Here is an 18,699-nt window from a genome sequence, read left to right as displayed (position 1 = left end):
CCGGATGAGCGTCTCCGCCCCTTTCATCAGCCGGCCGATCGCCACCTCGCTTCTGGGCATCGCCGTGCTGTTGTGCGGGATATTGGGCTATCTCAGGCTGCCGGTCTCGGCGCTGCCGCAGGTCGATTTCCCGACCATCCAGGTCACGACGCAACTGCCCGGCGCCAACCCCGAGACCATCGCCTCGATCGTGACGGCGCCGCTCGAACGGCAACTCGGACAGATTCCCTCGCTCCAGACGATGTCGTCGCAGAGCTCCTTCGGCCTCAGCCAGATCACGCTGCAATTCGATCTCGACCGCGACATCGATTCCGCCGCGCAGGACGTGCAGTCGGCGATCAACGCGGCGGGCTCGACCCTGCCGCGGACGCTGCCCTACCCGCCGACCTACGCCAAGATCAACCCGGCCGATGCGCCGATCATKGTGCTGGCGCTGACGTCGGACACCGTGACGCTGCGCCAGCTCAGCGATATCGCCGACACGCTGCTCTCGCCGCGCCTGAGCGAGGTCGCCGGCGTCGGCCATGTCGGAATCGAAGGCGGCGTGCGCCCCGCCATCCGCATCCAGGCCGATCTCGCCCGGCTGGCCGCCTATAGCCTCGGCATGGAGGATCTGCGGACTGCGATCGTCGCCGCCAATGTCGCCGGCTCCAAGGGCGCGCTCGACGGCAACCACCAAGCCTACACGATCAGCGCCAACGACCAGATCGGCAGCGCTGCGGCGTACCGAGACGTGGTCGTCGCCTATCGCAGCGGCGCGCCGGTTTTCCTGCGCGATGTCGCGGTCGTGCTGGAGGATCTCGAGAACAGCCGCGTCGGCGGCTGGTTTCGCGGTAAGACGGCGGTGATCCTCGACGTCATGCGCCAGCCCGGCGCCAACATCGTCACCACCGTCGATCGCGTGAAGCAGGAGATTCCGCGGCTGAAGCGCTCGATGCCGGCCGGCATCGACCTGCAGGTGGTGAACGACCGCACCGAAACGATCCGCGCCTCGATCGCCGACGTGCAATTCACGCTGGCGCTGGCCTGCGCGCTGGTCGTGCTGGTCGTGCTGCTGTTCCTGCGCACGGTCCGCGCCACGATCATCGCCGGTGTCGCGCTGCCGCTCTCGCTGGTCGCGACCTTCGCGGTGATGTGGCTTTGTGGCTTCAGCCTCGACAATCTCTCGCTGATGGCGCTGACCATCGGCACGGGCTTCGTCGTCGACGACGCCATCGTCATGATCGAGAACATCGTCCGCAACATGGAGCAGGGCAAGAGCCCGCTCAAGGCTGCCTATGACGGCGCTCGCGAGATCGGCTTCACTGTGATCTCGCTGACGGTGTCGCTCATCGCGGTCTTCATCCCGCTCTTGTTCATGACCGGGCTGGTCGGCCGGATGTTCCGCGAATTCGCTCTGACCCTGACGATCGCGGTCGTCGTCTCGGCCGTTGTTTCGCTGACGCTGACCCCGATGATGTGCGCGAAACTGCTGCGCCATACGCCGCATGAGCGCGAGAACTGGCTGATGCGCCTGGCCGAATGCCCGGTCAGCGCCATGGCCAAGGCTTATGAGGTGACGCTCGGCTGGGCCTTGAAGGTTCAGGGTCTTGTGCTGCTCATCACTTTCGGCACCTTTCTGCTGACGATCTGGATGTATATCGAGATCCCGAAGGGATTCCTTCCCGGTCAGGATACCGGCCTGCTCAATGCGGTCATGGAGGCCGCCCCCGACGTGTCCTTCGCCGAGATGAAGCGGCTGCAGGACAAGACGACGAAGGCCTTCGAGCAGGACGGCGATGTGACCGGCGTGGTCTCGGTGCTCGGCATCGGCCAGGCCAACGCCACCGCCAAMACGGCCAGGCTGACGGTAACGCTGCGGCCCAAGGACGAGCGGCGCGACGACGCGACCGTCATCGCCGAGCGGCTGCGCGCGCTTGCCGCGACGATTCCCGGCGTCACCGCCTATGTCCAGCCGGTTCAGGACATCCAGATCACGACCCGGTCGAGCCGCTCGCAATACCAGTACACGCTGACCGGCGCGGATCAGGAGGAGGTGACGTCCTGGGCCAAGCGGCTGAGCGAGGGCATGCGCTCCGAGCCGATCATGCGCAACGTCGCCAACGAAACGCAGGATGGCGGCTTGCGCGCCCATGTCGAGATCGACCGGGCCAAGGCCGGCCGGCTCGGCATCTCGATCCAGGCGGTCGACGACACGCTGAACGACGCCTTCGGCCAGCGCCAGATCGCGACGATCTACGAGCAGTCGAACCAGTATCGCGTCATTCTGGAGGCCGCGCCGCAATATCTGCGCGACCCGTCATCGCTGTCGAAGCTCTACGTCACCGGCAACACCAACACGACCGGGCAGACCAATTCGGCGGGCAACTCGACCACGACGGCCAATAGCGTGCAGGTGCCGCTCGCCGCCTTCACCAGGTTGATCCGGGAGACGGCTCCGCTCTCGATCGCGCATCAGGCGCAGTTCCCGGCCGCAACCATCAGCTTCGATCTCGCGCCGCAGGCCGCGCTCGGCCAGGCGGTGACGCAGATCGCCGAGATCGAGCAGCGCATCGGCCTGCCCGGCTCGATTTCGGGCGCCTTCAGCGCGGATGCGGCCGAGTTCACCCGGTCGCTGGCGAACCAGCCCTGGCTGATCCTGGCGGCGATCGTGGTGATCTATCTCGTGCTGGGCGTGCTCTATGAGAGCTACATCCACCCCTTCACGATCCTGACCACACTGCCTTCGGCTGGCGTCGGCGCCCTCCTGGCGTTGATCCTGACGCGGCAGGAACTCTCGATCGTGGCGCTGATCGGCATCATCCTGCTGATGGGCATCGTCAAGAAGAACGCGATCATGATGATCGATTTCGCGCTCGACGCCGAACGCAACGAAGGGCTCACGCCCGAGGTCGCGATCGTCAAAGCCTGCCGGCTGCGCTTCCGGCCGATCATGATGACGACGCTGGCGGCGCTGCTCGGCGCGCTGCCGCTGGCGCTGGCGACCGGAACGGGCAGCGAATTGCGGCAGCCGCTCGGCATCACCATCATTGGCGGGCTTCTGCTCAGCCAGCTTTTGACGCTCTACACCACGCCGGTGATCTATCTGGCGCTGGAGCGGCTGCGCCGGCGGCTCGGCGGCGGCCGCGACGGCGTCGTGCCTTATCCGGAGCCGGAGGCGGCCGAATGAAGGGGCTCTCCGACATCTTCATCCTGCGGCCGGTCGGCACGACGCTGATGGCGATCGGACTTTTCCTGATCGGCGCGGTGGCTTACGTGTTCCTGCCGGTGGCGAGCCTGCCGAGCGTCGATTTCCCGACGATCCGGGTGTTCGCGAGCCGGCCCGGAGCCGACCCCGCCACGATGGCCGGCAGCGTCGCGGCCCCGCTTGAGCGCAGGCTCGGGTCGATCGCCGGCGTCACCGAGATCACCTCGTCGAGTTCGCTGGGCTCGACTTCGATCGTGCTCCAGTTCGACCTCAGCCGCAAAACCGACAGCGCCGCCCGCGACGTCCAGGCGGCGCTGAACGCGGCGGCGACGGATCTTCCCGGCGATCTGCCGACCCTGCCGCGCTTCCGCAAGGCCAATCCCAACGCAGCGCCGGTGCTGATCCTGGCGCTGACCTCGGACACGATGACGCCGAGCGACATGTACGACGCCGCCGACACGATCATCGCGCAACGCATCTCGCAGGTGGAGGGCATTGGCGAAGTCACGGTCAACGGCGCCGAGCAGCCGGCGATCCGGGTCAGGCTCGATCCCGCCCAGCTCGCCGCGATGGGCCTGAGCCTGGAGCAGATTCGCAGCGCGATCGTCAACGCCAACACCGTCTCGGCCGTCGGTTCCTTCGATGGCGAGCGCCAGAGCGAGACGCTCTCGGCCAACAACCAGATCCTTGCGCCGGAAGACTACGGCAACATCGTCGTGCGCTCCGCCAGGGGCACGGTGGTGCGCCTCGCTGACGTCGCGCTGATCGAGCGCGGCGTCCGCAACAGCCGGGCCGCGGGCTGGTACAACGGCAAGCCGGCGATCCTCCTGACGATGACCAAGCTGCCCGACGCCAACGTCATCGACACGGTCGACCGGGTGAAGGCGCTCTTGCCCGAGATCAGGCGCTGGGTGCCGGCGGGGATCGAGTTCTCGATCATGTCCGATCGCACGGTGACGATCCGCGCCTCGATCGCCGACATTCAAAAGACGCTCCTGATCTCGATCGCGCTCGTCATGCTGGTGGTGTTCGTTTTCCTGCGGCGCACGACGCTGACCATCGCCGCCGGCGTCACCGTGCCGCTCTCGATCGCCGGTACATTCGCCGCGATGTGGCTCGCCGGCTTCACGCTCGACAATCTTTCGCTGATGGCGGTGACGATCTCGGTTGGCTTCGTCGTCGACGACGCGATCGTCATGATCGAGAACATCGAGCGCAATGTCGCCAAAGGCATGACGCCGCTGCGCGCTGCTTTGCTCGGCGCCGGCCAGATCGGCTTCACGGTGATCTCGATCAGCCTGTCGCTGATCGCGGCTTTCATCCCGCTCTTCTTCATCGAGGGTGTCGCCGGCCGCTTCTTTCGCGAATTCACGCTGACGCTGACCTTCGCCATCCTGGTCTCGACGGCGGTGTCGCTGAGCGTGACGCCGATGATCTGCGCGCATTTCCTCAAGGCCGAACCTGTTCTCAAGGCCGAACCTGCCGGGCGCGGCAGCCGGTTCGACCGTCTGGTCGAAGGCGCGCTCTCGGCGATGACCCGCTTCTACGGCAGGACGCTGAAGGTTGCGCTGCGGCACAGCTGGCTGATGCTGATCGTGATGATCGCGACACTCGCCTTGACCGTGCAGATGTTCCGCAGCGCGCCGAAGGGGGGTGTCCCGCAGGACGACACCGGGCTGATCATCGGCTTCACGCATGCCTCGCCCGACGTCTCCTTTCCGGCGATGATGGAGCTCCAGCAAAAGGGTGCCGCGATCGTCGGTTCGGACCCCGCCGTGCTGGGTCTGGCCTCCTTCATTGGCGGCGGCTCGGTCAATCAGGGGCGGTTCTTCATCAGCCTCAAGCCGGAAAGCGAGCGCAAGCTGAGTTCGCAGCAGGTCGTCAACCGGATGCGGGCGCGGCTCGCGGACCTCGCCGGCATCGGCGTCTACCTCTCGCCGATCCAGGATGTGCGCGCCGGAGGGCGGCAGGGCCGCTCGCCCTACCAGTTCACGCTCTGGGACCCAAACCTGCCGGAGCTGGAAGAGTGGGTCCCCAAGGTGCTCGCGCGGATGCGCAGTCTGCCGCAGATCGTCGATGTCTCGACCGATCGCGAGCAGGGCGGGCTCGAGGCCAAAGTCGTGATCGACCGCAATAGGGCCTCGCAGCTCGGCGTTGCGATCCAGGCGATCGACAACGTGCTGTCGAACGCCTTCAGCCAGCGCCAGATCTCGACGATCTATGGCGAGCGCAACCAGTACCGCGTCGTCATGGAGGTCTCGCCGTCGCGCAGCCGCGACCCCAACGACATCAAGGACCTCTACGTGCCCGGCCGCAACGGCGTGCAGGTGCCGCTGTCGAGCCTCGTCAGGGTCGAGCGCGGCACGGCCCCGCTCGTGATCAACCATCAGGGCCAGTTTCCCGCCGTCACCATCACCTATGACGCCGCGCCCGGCGTCAGCCTGCAGGAGGTCAGCGACGCCGTCACCAACGCGGTCGCGGAACTCCATCTGCCGGCCTCGCTGCATGCCGATTTCGCCGGCGACGCCAAGGCCTTTTCGCAGAATGCCGGCGGGCAGGGCATGATGATCCTGGTCGCGCTGCTGGCCGTCTACATCATCCTGGGCGTGCTCTACGAGAGCCTGATCCACCCGGTGACGATCATCTCGACATTGCCCTCCGCAGGGCTCGGCGCATTGATCGCGCTCAAGGTGGCAAGCGCCGACCTGACGATCATCGCCTTCATCGGCATCATCCTGCTGATCGGCATCGTCAAGAAGAACGGCATCATGATGGTCGATTTCGCGATCCAGGCCGAGCGCGTGCGCGCCCTGCCGCCGCGCGAGGCCATCTTCGAGGCCTGCCTCGAACGCTTCCGCCCGATCCTGATGACGACGCTCTCGGCCCTGCTCGGAGCGGTGCCGCTGATGATCGCCACGGGACCCGGCGCGGAACTGCGCCGCCCGCTCGGCATCACCATCGTCGGCGGCCTAATCCTGAGTCAGGTGCTGACGCTCTACACCACGCCGATCATCTATCTCTGGATGAGCAGATTGAAGCGAAAACGGAGCGTCGCAGCCACCGAGGCTGCGCCCGCGGTGTGACAGCGGAAGCTCGATCTCGACGGGGGCGTGGCGCTCTTCCCCGCGATCGCGCGAGCGTTGCTGCTTCGGCCCGCCATCGTCGTGATGGTCGAACCCTTACTCGATGGCCGCTTGTCCCTATAATGACGTGGCGAGGTCAAAGCTCCGCACGCTCCAGTCGGGCCGCCCGACAACAATATTCAAAGGCTCGACCGGTCCGCGCTTCGTCGGTCGAGTTCTTCATTGTAGCGGCGCAGCGCGTGCTGTTCGGTCAGCAGACCGATGACGCGCATCGTTTCGTGACCGTCGACCACGGCGAGTTCCTCACTGGCCGCGGACATGAAGTTCTTCGCCGCCTCGCGGATATTCATCTGCGGCAGGAGGACATCCTTGGGAAAAAGCGCGAGCTCGCCGACCGTTTGCGCCTCGATGCTTTCGCGATAAGCGTCGGCCACGACGACGATGCCGGCGTAGCGCTCGTCCCGGTCGACGAGAACGAGACGCTGGGTCGATCCGAGCGGAGCCCTGCGGCGGAACTGCTCCAGCGGCATGTCGGCCGGTATCGTGCGGACGTCGCGCCGCATCATCCGGCCGACGCTCAGCTCCTTGATCCAGCCGATATCGGCGGCGCTGCGGATGGTCTCGCCACGCAGATGGAAGCGCCAGGTCGCGAAGGAATAGCCGAAGGCGCGCCGCACCGTCAGCGACGCCACCACCGAAGCGGCCAGCACGGCGATGGTCAAGGGCAGGCTGCCCGTGGTTTCGAGCGCCAGGAACGACATCGTCAAGGGGCCGCCGAGCACGGCGGTGGCCATTGCACTCATGCCGATGATGGCGATGACGAGGCTGGGCGTCTGCAACCCGAACGCCACGATCCAGATGATGGCAACGAGCTTGCCCAGCATCGCGCCCAGGAACAGCGAGGCGAAGAACAGGCCGCCGCGAAACCCCGCACCGATGGAAATCGCGGACGCGACCGTCTTCAGCACGATCAGCAACGCCAGGAAACCCGCCGTGTAAAAGGCGCCGAAGCCGACATGCAGCGCCGAATGGCCCGAGGACAGCACCGCCGGAGTGATGAGCGCCATCGTCCCGACGACGGCGCCGCCTGCGGCCGGGCGCATCCAGACAGGAAGGCGGCTGCGGCGGAAAGCGGCCTCCGCCAGCCCCACGCCGCGCATCACGATGATGCCGAGACCGGCGCAGAGCAGGCCCATCACCACGACCAGAACATAGTCCGACCAGGACAATGTGCCGGCGAAGCCGACCTGGAAGGAGGTGGGCGTCGAGACCAGCCGCATCGTCCCGACCGCTGCGATCGAGGCGACGATGACCGGTGCGAGGCTGCCGATCGTATAGGCGGCAATGATCAGCTCGAAGGCGTAGAAGGCGCCGGTCAACGGCGCGTCGAAGGCGGCGGCGATCGCGCCCGCGGCGCCGCAGCCGACGAGGATCCGCAAATCCGCGCGGCGCAGTTTTGCAAGACGGCCGAGACCGGATGCCGCCGCCGCTCCGGCCTGGGTGTAGCCCGCCTCCATGCCGACCGAGGCGCCGAAGCCGTTCGAGACCAACGTCTGCAGGATCAGGATCGCGCTGTCGGGCATCGAGAGCCGGCCGCCATGCAGCGCATTGGCCTCGACGGGGTCGATGATGGCGCTGCGCCCGCGCCGGGCCAGAAAGAGGCCGATCAATCCGATCAGGAGGCCGCCGAGGATGGGGATGCCGAGCGCGCGCGACGGATCGATGGCGTCGGCCCCGCTGATGTCGTCCCCGCCGACCGCGAAAAGAGCATGATGCATCTGCCGCGACAGATCGACCATCCCGGCGACGACGAGGCCCGCGACGGCGCCGATGATGGCGGCCATGAGCACGAGCGCGATCTCGTCGGTGCGGATGAAGCCGCGCAGGCCACGGCGAGCGCGCCAGCGCAGAATTCGCGAACGCCGACCCAGTTGCGCTCCGGCGGCGGTCAGAATCTGGACGAACCCGCTCGCCATCGGTCCGGCCTCCATTGGTCTTTGCTCAAGCCACAAGGCTCTGCTGATAGATATCGCCGATGCGGGCGGTCAGCGCCCCCGGCTTGCCCGATCCGATCGCGCGGCCGTCGATCATGGTCACCGGCGTAATGCCGCCGAGCGTGCCGGTGACGAAGGCCTCGTCGGCCGCATAGGTCTCGGCCAAAGTGAAATCATGCTCGCGCACCGTACCGAGGTTTTCGCCGAAGAGCTTGATCGTTTTCTTGCGGGTGATGCCCTTGAAGTTGAAGCGCCCGGTCGAGGTCCAGAGCTCGCCGCGCCGGACGATGAAGAAATTGGTCGAGTTGCAACTGGCGACGAAACCATGGGGGTCGAGCATCAACGCCTCGTCGCAGCCGGCATTGATCGCCTGGATCAAGGCCTGGATGAAGTTCAGGCGGCTATGCGAATTGAGCCGGAGATCGAAGACGTCGGGGCCGCTGCAGCGGATCGTCGAGGTCAGCAGCTTGAGACCCTGCTGCCTGATCTCGGGCTTGGGAGCCTTGTATTCGGCGACGACGACGATCGTCGGCTGGCCGAGCGCGAAGCGCGGATCCTGGTTGGGCGTCTTCTTCTTGCCGCGTGTCACCATCAGCCGGACATGGGCGCCGTCCTCCATGCCGTTGCGGGCAAGCGTCGCCATGATCGTCGCGACGAGCTGCGCCCTGGTCATACCGAGGTCGAGCTGGATCGCGCCGGCGCCTTCGAACAGGCGATCCATGTGATCGTCGATGGCGACGAGTTTGCCCTTGACCAGCCGCAAGCCCTCCCAGACGCCATCGCCCAGGACGAAGCCCGCGTCGAAGACGGAGACCTTGGCCTCGTCACGCGGAAAGAACGCGCCGTTGACGGAGATCAGCACGTTCTCGTTGCGCGGATCGTCGACATAGCCCTGGGCGCTGGACTGGCTGAGTGAATTGAGTGCGGTCACGGCATCTACCTCATGGTGCCCGGCCTGCCGGCCGGGGTCGGCTCTCAGAAGGAAAATTCGGTGAAGCGGGCAAGAAAGGCCCGAGTGCGCTCGCGCCGCGGGCGCTTCAGGACTTCGTCGGGCGTGCCGACCTCATGGAAGGCGCCGTCGGCGAGGAAGATCACGCGCGTGGCGAAGTGATAGGCAAAGCCCAGTTCATGCGTGACGAGCAGCATGGTGCGGCCCTCGCCGGCGAGCGTGCGGATGACCCGCAGCACCTCACCGACCAGCTCCGGATCGAGCGACGACGTCGGTTCGTCGAAGAGCAGGATCTCCGGCTCCATGGCGAGCGCACGCGCGATCGCGACGCGCTGTTGCTGGCCGCCCGACAGCCGCGCGGGATAGGCGTCGTGCTTGTCGCTCAAGCCCACCTTGGCGAGTTCGCCTTGAGCCCGCGCGCGGGCCTCGATGCGGGCCAGCCCCTTCACGGTGAGGAGACCCTCCATGACGTTCTCGATCACGCTCATATGCGGGAACAGGTTGAACTGCTGGAACACCATGCCGAGACGCTCGCGGACCCGGCAAAGCTCGCTCTGCGAATAGGCGACGGTCTCGGTTCCATCCTTGCCAGTCCGCGCCTTGCCGATCCGCTTGCCGTCGAGCGTGATCGCGCCTTGGCTCGGCATCTCCATGAAGTTGAGACAGCGCAGCAATGTGCTCTTGCCGGAGCCGCTGCCGCCGATGATGGCGATACGCTCGCCCGGTTCGACCGTAAGGTCGATGCCGCGCAGGACATGCAGCGCGCCAAAGCGCTTGTGCAGTCCCTGCACCTGAAGAATGGGCTCAGGCATCGCATTGGCCTCCATGCGGGTCGGCGTCATCGGTTAGCCATTGCGCGCGAGGCGGCGTTCCAGCCGCATCGAGAGGAAACTGCCGGGATAGATCAGCAGGAAATAGACGAGCGCGACCGTCGTCAGGATCTCGAACGGCCGGTAATAGGTCGAACTGAGCAGCCGGCCCTGGTACATCAGCTCGTGGACCGAGAGCACCGAGGCCAGCGAGGTGACCTTGGCGAGTTCGATCGCCCGGTTGGTGAAGGCTGGCAGCATCCGGCGGAAGACCTGCGGCAGAATAATCCGCCGCAACACGGCGCCGTGCCGCATGCCCAGGGCGCGGGCGCCCTCCCACTGGCCCGAAGCGATCGATTCGATGCCGCCGCGATAGATTTCGGCGCAATAGGCCGACGTGTTGAGTCCGAGCCCGATACAGGCGGCGGCGAATGGCGAAAGCTGCACGCCGATGATGATCGGAAAAGCGTAGAAGAACCAGATCAGCTGGATCAGCACGGGCGTGTCGCGGAAGAGTTCGATATAGCCGACGCTGGGCCAACGCAGCCAGGACACCGGGGACATCCGCCCAAGGCAGATCACGAAGCCGGCCACGAGGCCGAAGACGAAGCACGGAGCCCACAGTGCGAGCGTGATCCAGAGGCCGCGCAGCAGCACCGGCCAGGTTTCGAGGATCAGGCCGTAATCGAAGGTGTAATCCATGGCTCAGCGGCTCCGATAGGCGGTCAGCCGCTGCTCGCCGAGACGCGCCAGCGCGCTCGCCGATGCCAGCAGGACGAGGTACATCACCGCGATGACGCTATAGACTTCCAGCGGCCGGAAGGTCTGGCTGTTGAGCTGCATCGCCTGATAGAGCAGGTCGGCATAGGCCAGCGTCGACGCCAGCGCCGTCGTCTTGGTCAACTCGAAGGAGCGCTCGACGAAGGGCTGAACCATCCGCGCGAGCGCCTGCGGCAGGATGATGCGCGCCATCGCCCGGCCATGGCTCATGCCCAGCGCCTTGGCGCCTTCCCACTGGCCTTTCTCGATCGAAACAATGCCGCCGCGAAAGACCTCGGCATAGAAGGCGCCCGATTGCGTCGACAGCGCCAGGACCGCGGCGACGAAGGGATCGAGGCTGACATTCATCACCACCGGCAGCGCATAGAAGAACCAGAAGAAATGCACGATCGGTGGCGTGTTGCGGTAGAACTCGATGAAGCCGCCGGCTGGCAGCCGGAGCCAGAGCCGTTCCGAAAGCCGCATGAAGGCGAGCGCGAGTCCGATGACGACTCCGAGCACGATCGAGATCAGCGCGATCTTGATCGTGTTGACGAGCCCGATCAGCAGCAGATCGAGATTCCGCAGGACGGGCATGAAATCCCATTGATAGGGCATCGCGTCTCGCCTTCGGGAGGGAGAGTCTGGTCAGCTGCGCGCGAGGCTCAGCCCCACTGCTCCTTCACCAGGCCCGGGATGCCGCCGGCGTCGATTCCCTTGCTCTTGAGGTATTCGGTGAAGAACCCCTGTGGTTTCGCGGCGGCGTAGTATTCCGCGAATTTGCCGCTGAGCCAGTCGCGGAAGGCGGGATCGGCCTCCTTGCGGACGCCGGCGCTGGTGGCGACCGGCGTCACCGGCGTCGGCAGCACGACCTTGCCGGTACGCAGGCGGGCATATTGCACGACGAGAGCCGGGTGGAACTGCGCGACGACATCGACGCGGCGCGCAGCGAAAGCCGCGATCGCCTCGTCATTGTTGGAGAAGCGGCTAATGCTGGCGGTCTTCAGGGTTTCGGTGACGGTGCGATCGACCGAGGTGCCGAGCGTGACGCCGATCCGGACCTCGGGTTTGTCGAGCTCGGCCCAGCTCTTGATCGCCGTGCCGTCGCGCGTCAGCGCGCCCATGGCGTAGTAGAACAGCGGCGCTGCCGGAAAATCGATCGCCTTGCGCCGCTCCTCGGTCGGGTCGAGGACGAACATCGTGTCGATCTGGTCAGCCTGAAGCGCGGCGATGGCGTTGGCCCAGGTCGTCTCGACGGGCACCAGCTCGACCCCGAGATCGGCGGCAAGCTGCTTGCCCAGGCTCAGGCCGACGCCGCTCCAGTTGCCGCTCAGCGGATCCTTGGAGAACCAGGGCTCGGCCGACGTCACGCCGATACGCAGCTTCTTGCTCTGCTTGATGCGTTCGAGCGTTGAGGCGCCCTGTGCGCGAGCGGGGGTGCCGACCACCGTCGTGGCCGCTGCGGCAAGGGTCAGGAAAGCGCGTCTGTCGATCGTCATGGCAGGTCCCCTTTTGCTGTCTTCGGCAGCGAGAAGTCGAAATGGTCAGGCGATACGGATCCCGGAGCGGAAACGGCTCATGGGCGGAACGTCGCGAGCGGCATGTCGGGCGTGATCTGGTTGTTGCGTTGGCTCAGGAACGCCTCGGTCTGAGTTGCGCCGCGCCGCATATGGTCGCGGATTTCCGCGCGCATCGCTTCGAGATCATGGCCCGTCGCGGCCTCGACATAGCTGTCGTGACCGTCGCGTCGCGGGCCGCGGATGCCATGCGCGCGATGATGCGCCGCCCAGTAAAGCTGGAGGCGGCCTCTCAGACCGGTCCAGCTGTGACGCAGGATGCTATGCCCTGTCGCCTCATAGACGAAGCCATGAAAATCGAGTTCGGCGAGGATGCTCTTGCGGTCGTCGCCAGCGTCGATCGAGGCCGTAAGGCAGGCCTGGCGCCGTCGCAGCTCGGCATGGAAGCCTGCGTCGCGCCTGTCCCAGATGTGCTCGAAGGCGAAGGTCTCCAGTGCGACGCGCATCGAATAGATTTCACGGATGTCCTCGATCGACAGGTCGATCACATGCGTGCCGGTGTAAGGCACGGTGACGAGCAGGCCTTCCTCGACGAGCTGGCGGATCGCCTCCCGCAGCGGGCCGCGACTGACCCCGAACTGCTCGGCCAGCCCCATTTCGACGACCGACGCGCCCGGCGCGATATCGCCGCCGAGAATCGCCTCGCGCAGCGCCTCGACGATATGAGCGCGGAACGTGCTCTTTTGGACGCGAGCGAGGCGGATATCGCTGCTGCCTGCGTTTTGCTGGCGAGTTGGCATCGGGGGCGGCAAGGAGCAATCTCGTCTGTGATCGATTGTCAACAATCAATCACAGCCGGCGCGGCGGCGCAAGCCGTGAGCGGGCTCTTTCCGCAGCTGCCTCCGGCGCGCCGGAGGCAGGCGATGGACGCCTGTCAAAAACCGGACGCATCGGAATGCCAGGCGGGTGGCTCGGTCCCAACTCGCGGGAACCGCCTGAAGCTTCTGCTTGAGGAGGATATTGACTCGCGAACTGCAGGGTGGTCATTTGCCGAGAGATTGGCCTGACCAACTGGCCAAATCCCGCAATGTCGGGGCAAGGAAACGCCGGGAGAGTATTTTTGCCGCTCGAAGTGGTCGGTTCACCACGCCTATATCGCCAGATCGCCGATCAGCTTCGCGGCCTGATCGAGCGGCGCGAATTTGCCGTGGGCTCGCGCCTCCCGCCCGAGCGCGAGCTTGCCGAAAAGCTTGGCGTCTCCCGACCCTCCGTGCGCGAGGCGCTGATTGCGCTCGAGGTCGAAGGACTGGTCCGCATCCGCATGGGATCGGGCATCTATGTGCTCGACCCGCCTGCCAATGGGCGCGCCGGCGCGCGCCAGCCGGAGGGCGAGGGACCGTTCGAGCTGCTCAAGGCGCGCGAGCTGATCGAAAGCGGCATCTGCCGGGAGGCGGCGAAAGTCATCGCCCCGCAAGACATCGCCGATATCGATGCGATCCTGACGCAGATGGGTACGGGCGGGCTTGGCAGTGACGAGCTGATACGGCTCGACCGGGCGTTCCACGTCACGATCGCCGGCGCGCTCGGCAACGGCGTGCTGGTGCGCTGCGTCGGCGAGCTCTTCGACCAGCGGATCAACCCCTATTTCACCCGGCTCGCCCGCTATTTCGAGAACGAGCAATCCTGGCGCGAAACGCTGGACGAGCATGGCCGCGTCCGCGACGCGCTCGCCGCCCGCGATGGGACCGCCGCCGGGCGGGCGATGCGCCGGCATATCCAGAATTCGCAGGCGCGGTTCTCGCGCAGTTTCGGCGAACCGCAGGCTTCAAACGGGCGAGCGAGCGTCAGCGCTCACCCGGCGTGACAGAATTGACGCGAGACCGATCACAGGGATCCAGGGAGAACATTCGATGAAGACCTATCTGACTTTTGCCGCGCTCGCCGCTGGCCTGAGCCTGCTTGGCGCGCCGGCGCAGGCACAGACCAAGCTGAAATGGGCCCATGTCTACGAGACCTCGGAGCCGTTCCACACCGAGTCGGTCTGGGCGGCCGACGAGATCAAGAAGCGCACCAACGGGCGCTATGAGATCACGGTCTATCCGGCCTCGCAGCTCGGCAAGGAGACCGACATCAACCAGGGCCTGACGCTGGGCACGGTCGACATGATCATCTCCGGATCGAGCTTCGCAGCCCGGGCCTTCCCGCCGATCGGCGTGACCTACTACCCCTTCACTTTCCGCGGCCCGGACCATCTGCTCGCCTACGTCAAGAGCGACGTCTTCAAGGAGATGGCCCAGGGCTATCAGGAGAAGAGCGGCCACCAGATCCTGGCGGTGAGCTATTACGGCACGCGCCACACCACCTCGAACCGGCCGATCAAGTCCTGCGCCGACATGAAAGGCCTGAAGATCCGCGTGCCCGACGTGCCGGCCTATCTCGCCATGCCGCGCGCCTGCGGCGCCAACACGACGCCGATCGCCTTCGCCGAGGTCTATCTCGCCTTGCAGAACGGCACTGTCGAGGCGCAGGAGAATCCGCTCAACACGATCGAGGCCAAGAAGTTCTACGAGGTCCAGAAGAACATCATCCTGACCGGCCACATCGTCGACCATCTCAACACGGTCGCCTCCAAGCAGCTCTGGGACAAACTCTCGCCCGAGGACCGCAAGATCTTCAGCGACGTCGCCCAGGAGGCGGCCGAGCGCACCACCAAGAAGATCCAGGCGGACGAGGTCAAGCTGGTCCAGTTCTTTAAGGACAAGGGCATCTCGGTGACCGAGGTCGACAAGGCCGACTTCCTCGCCAATGTGCAGAAGAACGTCACCTTCGAGCAGTTCGGCTACCGCAAGGCCGACTGGGAGAAGATCCAGGCGATCAAGTAAGCCCGCTAGGACCTCCCCGCAGCGACCTGGTCACTGCGGGGAAGCCACGCCGGCAAAGTGATCCAGCCCCGTCGCAAGACCTTCCCGATCGCTTCTCCGCGCGCGCAATGACGGCCATCGGCATGGCCATTTCCAGACCGGACCATCAAGCCCATGACGCCAACGCCCGAAGTTCATATCAAGGTCACCGGCGACGAGCTCGCGCAGGTCTTCGACGAGGCGCCGCCGCCAGCCGATCTCGGCGGCTACGGCGTCGAGGACTGGGTTACGCTCGCAGCGTTCTGGGTGATGGTCGGCTGCGTCATCCTGCAGTTCTTCACGCGCTATGTGCTGAACGACAGCTATGCGTGGACGGAGGAGATCGCGATCTACGCGCTGATCGTCGTCGTCTTCCTCGGCGCCTCGCTTTGCGTGCGGGCCTCCCGGCACATCCAGGTCGATTTCATCTACCGCTATCTGTCGCCACCGGTCGGGCGGGTCCTGTCCACCTTCGTCGACATCGTCCGCATCGTCTTCTTCGCCTACGCGACCGTGCTGATGCACCGCTACGCCTCGCTCATCCCCGACGAGATGATGACCACGATCCAGTTTCCCAAGGCGATCGTCTTCTATGCGGTCGTCGTCGCGTTTGCGCTGATGACGCTGCGTTCGATCCATGTCGCCTGGCAGAACTGGCGGCGCGGCTATTCCGTTCTCGAAAAGCCGTCGGCCTTCGACGGTTCGGAAGCCTGAGGCCGCCATGCTGATCCTGCTCGGTTCCTTCCTCGGCCTGATGATCCTCGGCGTGCCGGTCGCGATCGCGATGGCCGTCGCCTCGCTCGCCTTCATCCTGATCTCCGGCACGGTGCCCGACGTCATCCTGGCCCAGCGCATGATCGCGGGTGTCGAGAGCTTTCCGCTGCTCGCCGTGCCGTTCTTCATCCTGGCCGGCAATCTGATGAATATCGCCGGCGTCACCGGCCGGATCTACGCCTTCGCGGTGGCGCTGGTCGGCTGGATGCGCGGCGGCCTCGCCCAGGTCAACATCATCGGTTCGGTGATCTTCTCGGGCATGTCCGGCACTGCGATAGCGGACGCAGCCGGCATCGGCACGATCGAGATCAAGGCGATGCGGGACCATGGCTATTCAGCCGAGGTCGCGGTAGGCGTCACCGCCGCTTCGGCGACGCTGGGGCCGATCATCCCGCCCTCGCTGCCCTTCGTCATCTACGGCATGATGTCGAACACCTCGATCGGCGCACTCTTTCTCGGCGGCGTCGTCCCCGGCGTGGTGATGACGCTGTTCATGATGGCGACGGTCGCGATCTTCGCCCGCATCTACAACTGGGGCTCGGACGCGGTGTTCTCGCTCCGCCAGCTTGGCTCTGCGGCGGTCGAGGTCGCGGTCGTGCTCGGCTTCCCGCTGCTGGCCTACGCGCTGGTCTGGGCCGGCATGTCGGAAAACCTCGCAATCGGGCTCGCGCTCGCAGCGTTGCTGGCGCTCGACTATTATTTCGACTTCTCGGCGGTGATGGCGCTGATGACGCCGGTCATCCTGATCGGCGGCATGACGCTGGGCTGGTTCACGCCCACCGAAGCAGCCGCCGGCGCGGTGATCTGGTCGCTGTTCCTCGGTCTCGTGCGCTATCGCTCGATGTCGCTGCGCAGCCTGACCAAGGCGACCTTCGACACCATCGAGACCACGGCGTCGGTGCTCTTCATCGTCACCGCCGCCTCGATCTTCGCCTGGCTGCTGACAGTGTCGCAGACGGCGCAGATCCTGTCGGACCTGATCCTCGGCTTCACCCAGAACAAATGGGTCTTCCTGATCCTGGTGAACCTGCTGCTGCTGTTCATCGGCTGCTTCCTCGACACCATCGCGGCGATTACCATCGTGGTGCCGATCCTGCTGCCGATCGCGCTGAAGCTCGGCGTCGACCCGATCCATTTCGGGCTGATCATGACGCTGAACCTGATGATCGGGCTGCTGCATCCGCCGCTCGGCATGGTGCTGTTCGTGCTCTCGCGCGTTGCGGGGCTCTCGGTCGAACGGACGACCATGGCGATCCTGCCCTGGCTGATCCCGCTCTTTGCGGCGCTGTTTGCGATCACCTTCATCCCGGAGCTGACGCTCTGGCTGCCGCGCCATATGGGGATGGTCCGCTAGGACCGTCCCCGCCTGCCCGTCATCACCCAGACCGAAGAGCTGACAAGCCGATGAAGATCGTCGCCGTCGAACCGTTCATCATGCATCTGCCGCTGACGCAGAGCTCGATTTCGGACTCCACCCATAGCGTCACCCATTGGGGTGTCGTGGGAACCCGCATCCGCACCGATGACGGCCTTGAGGGTTACGGTTTCACCGGAACGCATTCGCATCTTGCGTCCGACCGGCTGATCACGAGCTGCATTTCGACCTGCTATGCGCCGCTGCTGATTGGCGAGGACGCCAATGACCGCTCGCGACTCTGGACGAAGCTGGCGCGTCATCCGGCGCTGCAATGGGTCGGCCGGGCCGGCATCACCCATCTGGCGCTGGCGGCCGTCGATGTCGCGCTCTGGGATCTCGCGGCGAAGAAAGCGCAGATGCCGCTGTGGAAATTCCTCGGCGGGCAGGGCGTGCGGAAGCTTGAGGGCTACAACACTGATATCGGTTGGCTGTCCTTCACCAAGGACGAGCTGGTCGCGGGCGCGAAGCGCGCCGTCGAGGTCGACGGCTTCACCCGGATCAAGCTCAAGGTTGGGCATGACGATCCCAATCTGGACATCGAGCGCCTTGCCGCCGTGCGCCAGGCGCTCGGCTCCGGCGTCCGCATCGCGATCGACGGCAACGGCAAATGGGATCTGCCGACCTGCATGCGCTTTTGCGCACGGGCCGAGCCGCTCGACATCTTCTGGTTCGAGGAGCCGATCTGGTATGACGATGCGGCGAGCCATGTCGCACTGGCGCGGGCGACCTCCATCCCCGTGGCTCTCGGCGAGCAGCTTTATACGCTCGACGCATTCAAGGCTTTCGTCGCCGCCGGCGCTCTGACCTATGTCCAGCCGGACGTGACCCGCCTCGCCGGCATCACCGAATACATCCAGGTCGCCGACCTCGCCCATGCGCACCGCTTGCCGGTCGCGCCCCATGCCGGCGAGATGAGCCAGGTCCATGTCCATCTGTCCTATTGGCACCCGGCCTCGTCGATCCTGGAATACATCCCCTGGATCAAGGATCATTTTCAGGAGCCGATCCGCGTCGAGGGAGGCATCTACGCCCTGCCGCAGCATCCCGGCGCCGGCACGACGCCGCTTCCCGGCAGCCTTGAGCGCTTCGGCCAGTCGCTTTGAGGAGAGCGCCGCTTAGAGCATCGGACGGTTAATCATACGCATATCCTGCGTGTTTGAAGAAGTTTCGGCATTCGGCTGGCGAGAAGAGTTCGCAGATGTTTCCGACGGCCCTCCAGAGGGCGTCGAAGGTTCGTGCCTGGGCGGCTCGCAGGTGCGCCTTGAGCTTGGCGAAGGCCATCTCGATCGGGTTGAGATCGGGGCTATAGG

14 protein-coding genes and 1 pseudogene are annotated in these 18,699 nt (G+C 65.5%); 7 read left to right on the top strand and 8 right to left on the bottom strand.

Annotated features, from left to right (window positions below):
- Positions 1-4 precede the first annotated feature (4 nt).
- Both AC1DZY_RS24440 and AC1DZY_RS24435 read left to right on the top strand, forming a co-directional pair.
- On the top strand, positions 5-3,169 hold the full coding sequence (locus AC1DZY_RS24440; protein ID WP_476822757.1) for an efflux RND transporter permease subunit: 3,165 nt from the start codon (positions 5-7) through the stop codon (positions 3,167-3,169).
- Positions 3,166-6,270 (top strand): efflux RND transporter permease subunit, encoded by a 3,105-nt coding sequence (locus AC1DZY_RS24435; RefSeq protein WP_476822756.1) that lies wholly within the window; start codon positions 3,166-3,168, stop codon positions 6,268-6,270. The genes AC1DZY_RS24440 and AC1DZY_RS24435 overlap by 4 nt, the downstream gene beginning before the upstream one ends.
- Positions 6,271-6,449: 179 nt before the next feature.
- Here the strand turns inward: AC1DZY_RS24435 and AC1DZY_RS24430 are convergent, their stop codons facing one another.
- The 7 genes from AC1DZY_RS24430 to AC1DZY_RS24400 all read right to left on the bottom strand — a co-directional run bounded on the left by AC1DZY_RS24430 (position 6,450) and on the right by AC1DZY_RS24400 (position 13,110).
- Positions 6,450-8,246, bottom strand: a complete 1,797-nt coding sequence (locus AC1DZY_RS24430) for a chloride channel protein (protein ID WP_476822755.1) — start codon at positions 8,244-8,246, stop codon at positions 6,450-6,452.
- A gap of 25 nt (positions 8,247-8,271) precedes the next feature.
- Positions 8,272-9,195 (bottom strand): aminotransferase class IV, encoded by a 924-nt coding sequence (locus AC1DZY_RS24425; protein ID WP_476822754.1) that lies wholly within the window; start codon positions 9,193-9,195, stop codon positions 8,272-8,274.
- A gap of 44 nt (positions 9,196-9,239) precedes the next feature.
- Positions 9,240-10,025 carry an amino acid ABC transporter ATP-binding protein gene (locus tag AC1DZY_RS24420; RefSeq protein ID WP_476822753.1) on the bottom strand — a complete coding sequence of 262 codons (786 nt, stop codon included), beginning with the start codon at positions 10,023-10,025 and terminating at the stop codon, positions 9,240-9,242.
- A gap of 33 nt (positions 10,026-10,058) precedes the next feature.
- On the bottom strand, positions 10,059-10,724 hold the full coding sequence (locus tag AC1DZY_RS24415; protein WP_476822752.1) for an amino acid ABC transporter permease: 666 nt from the start codon (positions 10,722-10,724) through the stop codon (positions 10,059-10,061).
- 3 nt (positions 10,725-10,727) lie between these two features.
- A complete protein-coding gene (locus AC1DZY_RS24410) occupies positions 10,728-11,399 on the bottom strand; it encodes an amino acid ABC transporter permease (RefSeq protein ID WP_476822751.1) in 672 nt (223 codons plus the stop codon).
- 47 nt (positions 11,400-11,446) lie between these two features.
- Positions 11,447-12,280, bottom strand: coding sequence for a transporter substrate-binding domain-containing protein (locus tag AC1DZY_RS24405; RefSeq protein ID WP_476822750.1), 834 nt, complete (start codon positions 12,278-12,280; stop codon positions 11,447-11,449).
- A 77-nt stretch (positions 12,281-12,357) separates the two neighbouring features.
- The gene (locus AC1DZY_RS24400) at positions 12,358-13,110 is read right to left on the bottom strand and encodes a GntR family transcriptional regulator (protein WP_476822749.1); all 753 of its coding nucleotides are present in this window, start codon (positions 13,108-13,110) and stop codon (positions 12,358-12,360) included.
- 308 nt (positions 13,111-13,418) lie between these two features.
- Between AC1DZY_RS24400 and AC1DZY_RS24395 the strand changes: the two genes are divergently transcribed.
- The 5 genes from AC1DZY_RS24395 (at position 13,419) to AC1DZY_RS24375 (ending at position 18,492) form a co-directional block, all read left to right on the top strand.
- Entirely contained in the window at positions 13,419-14,162 is a 744-nt protein-coding gene (locus AC1DZY_RS24395) for a FadR/GntR family transcriptional regulator (RefSeq protein ID WP_476822748.1), read from the top strand.
- A 46-nt stretch (positions 14,163-14,208) separates the two neighbouring features.
- Positions 14,209-15,180 (top strand): sialic acid TRAP transporter substrate-binding protein SiaP, encoded by a 972-nt coding sequence (locus AC1DZY_RS24390; RefSeq protein ID WP_476822747.1) that lies wholly within the window; start codon positions 14,209-14,211, stop codon positions 15,178-15,180.
- A 153-nt stretch (positions 15,181-15,333) separates the two neighbouring features.
- The gene (locus AC1DZY_RS24385) at positions 15,334-15,912 is read left to right on the top strand and encodes a TRAP transporter small permease (protein WP_476822746.1); all 579 of its coding nucleotides are present in this window, start codon (positions 15,334-15,336) and stop codon (positions 15,910-15,912) included.
- Between the two features lie 7 nt (positions 15,913-15,919).
- Positions 15,920-17,326, top strand: coding sequence for a TRAP transporter large permease (locus AC1DZY_RS24380; protein WP_476822745.1), 1,407 nt, complete (start codon positions 15,920-15,922; stop codon positions 17,324-17,326).
- 50 nt (positions 17,327-17,376) lie between these two features.
- On the top strand, positions 17,377-18,492 hold the full coding sequence (locus AC1DZY_RS24375) for a mandelate racemase/muconate lactonizing enzyme family protein (protein WP_476822744.1): 1,116 nt from the start codon (positions 17,377-17,379) through the stop codon (positions 18,490-18,492).
- A gap of 28 nt (positions 18,493-18,520) precedes the next feature.
- Here AC1DZY_RS24375 and AC1DZY_RS24370 read toward each other — a convergent pair.
- Positions 18,521-18,699, bottom strand: a pseudogene (locus AC1DZY_RS24370) (IS630 family transposase); the annotation flags it as partial.

Source organism: Allobosea sp. P2_A10, assembly GCF_056405115.1.
The sequence above is the reverse complement of the archived record's forward strand: the minus strand, read 5'-3'. Positions and strand labels throughout refer to the sequence as shown.

Coding starts and splice junctions, on each gene's coding strand:
- AC1DZY_RS24435 (WP_476822756.1), top strand. CDS start 3,166: ATGAAGGGGCTCTCCGACATCTTCATCCTGCGGCCGGTCGGCACGACG.
- AC1DZY_RS24430 (WP_476822755.1), bottom strand. CDS start 8,246: ATGGCGAGCGGGTTCGTCCAGATTCTGACCGCCGCCGGAGCGCAACTG.
- AC1DZY_RS24420 (WP_476822753.1), bottom strand. CDS start 10,025: ATGCCTGAGCCCATTCTTCAGGTGCAGGGACTGCACAAGCGCTTTGGC.
- AC1DZY_RS24415 (WP_476822752.1), bottom strand. CDS start 10,724: ATGGATTACACCTTCGATTACGGCCTGATCCTCGAAACCTGGCCGGTG.
- AC1DZY_RS24410 (WP_476822751.1), bottom strand. CDS start 11,399: ATGCCCTATCAATGGGATTTCATGCCCGTCCTGCGGAATCTCGATCTG.
- AC1DZY_RS24405 (WP_476822750.1), bottom strand. CDS start 12,280: ATGACGATCGACAGACGCGCTTTCCTGACCCTTGCCGCAGCGGCCACG.
- AC1DZY_RS24390 (WP_476822747.1), top strand. CDS start 14,209: ATGAAGACCTATCTGACTTTTGCCGCGCTCGCCGCTGGCCTGAGCCTG.
- AC1DZY_RS24385 (WP_476822746.1), top strand. CDS start 15,334: ATGACGCCAACGCCCGAAGTTCATATCAAGGTCACCGGCGACGAGCTC.
- AC1DZY_RS24380 (WP_476822745.1), top strand. CDS start 15,920: ATGCTGATCCTGCTCGGTTCCTTCCTCGGCCTGATGATCCTCGGCGTG.
- AC1DZY_RS24375 (WP_476822744.1), top strand. CDS start 17,377: ATGAAGATCGTCGCCGTCGAACCGTTCATCATGCATCTGCCGCTGACG.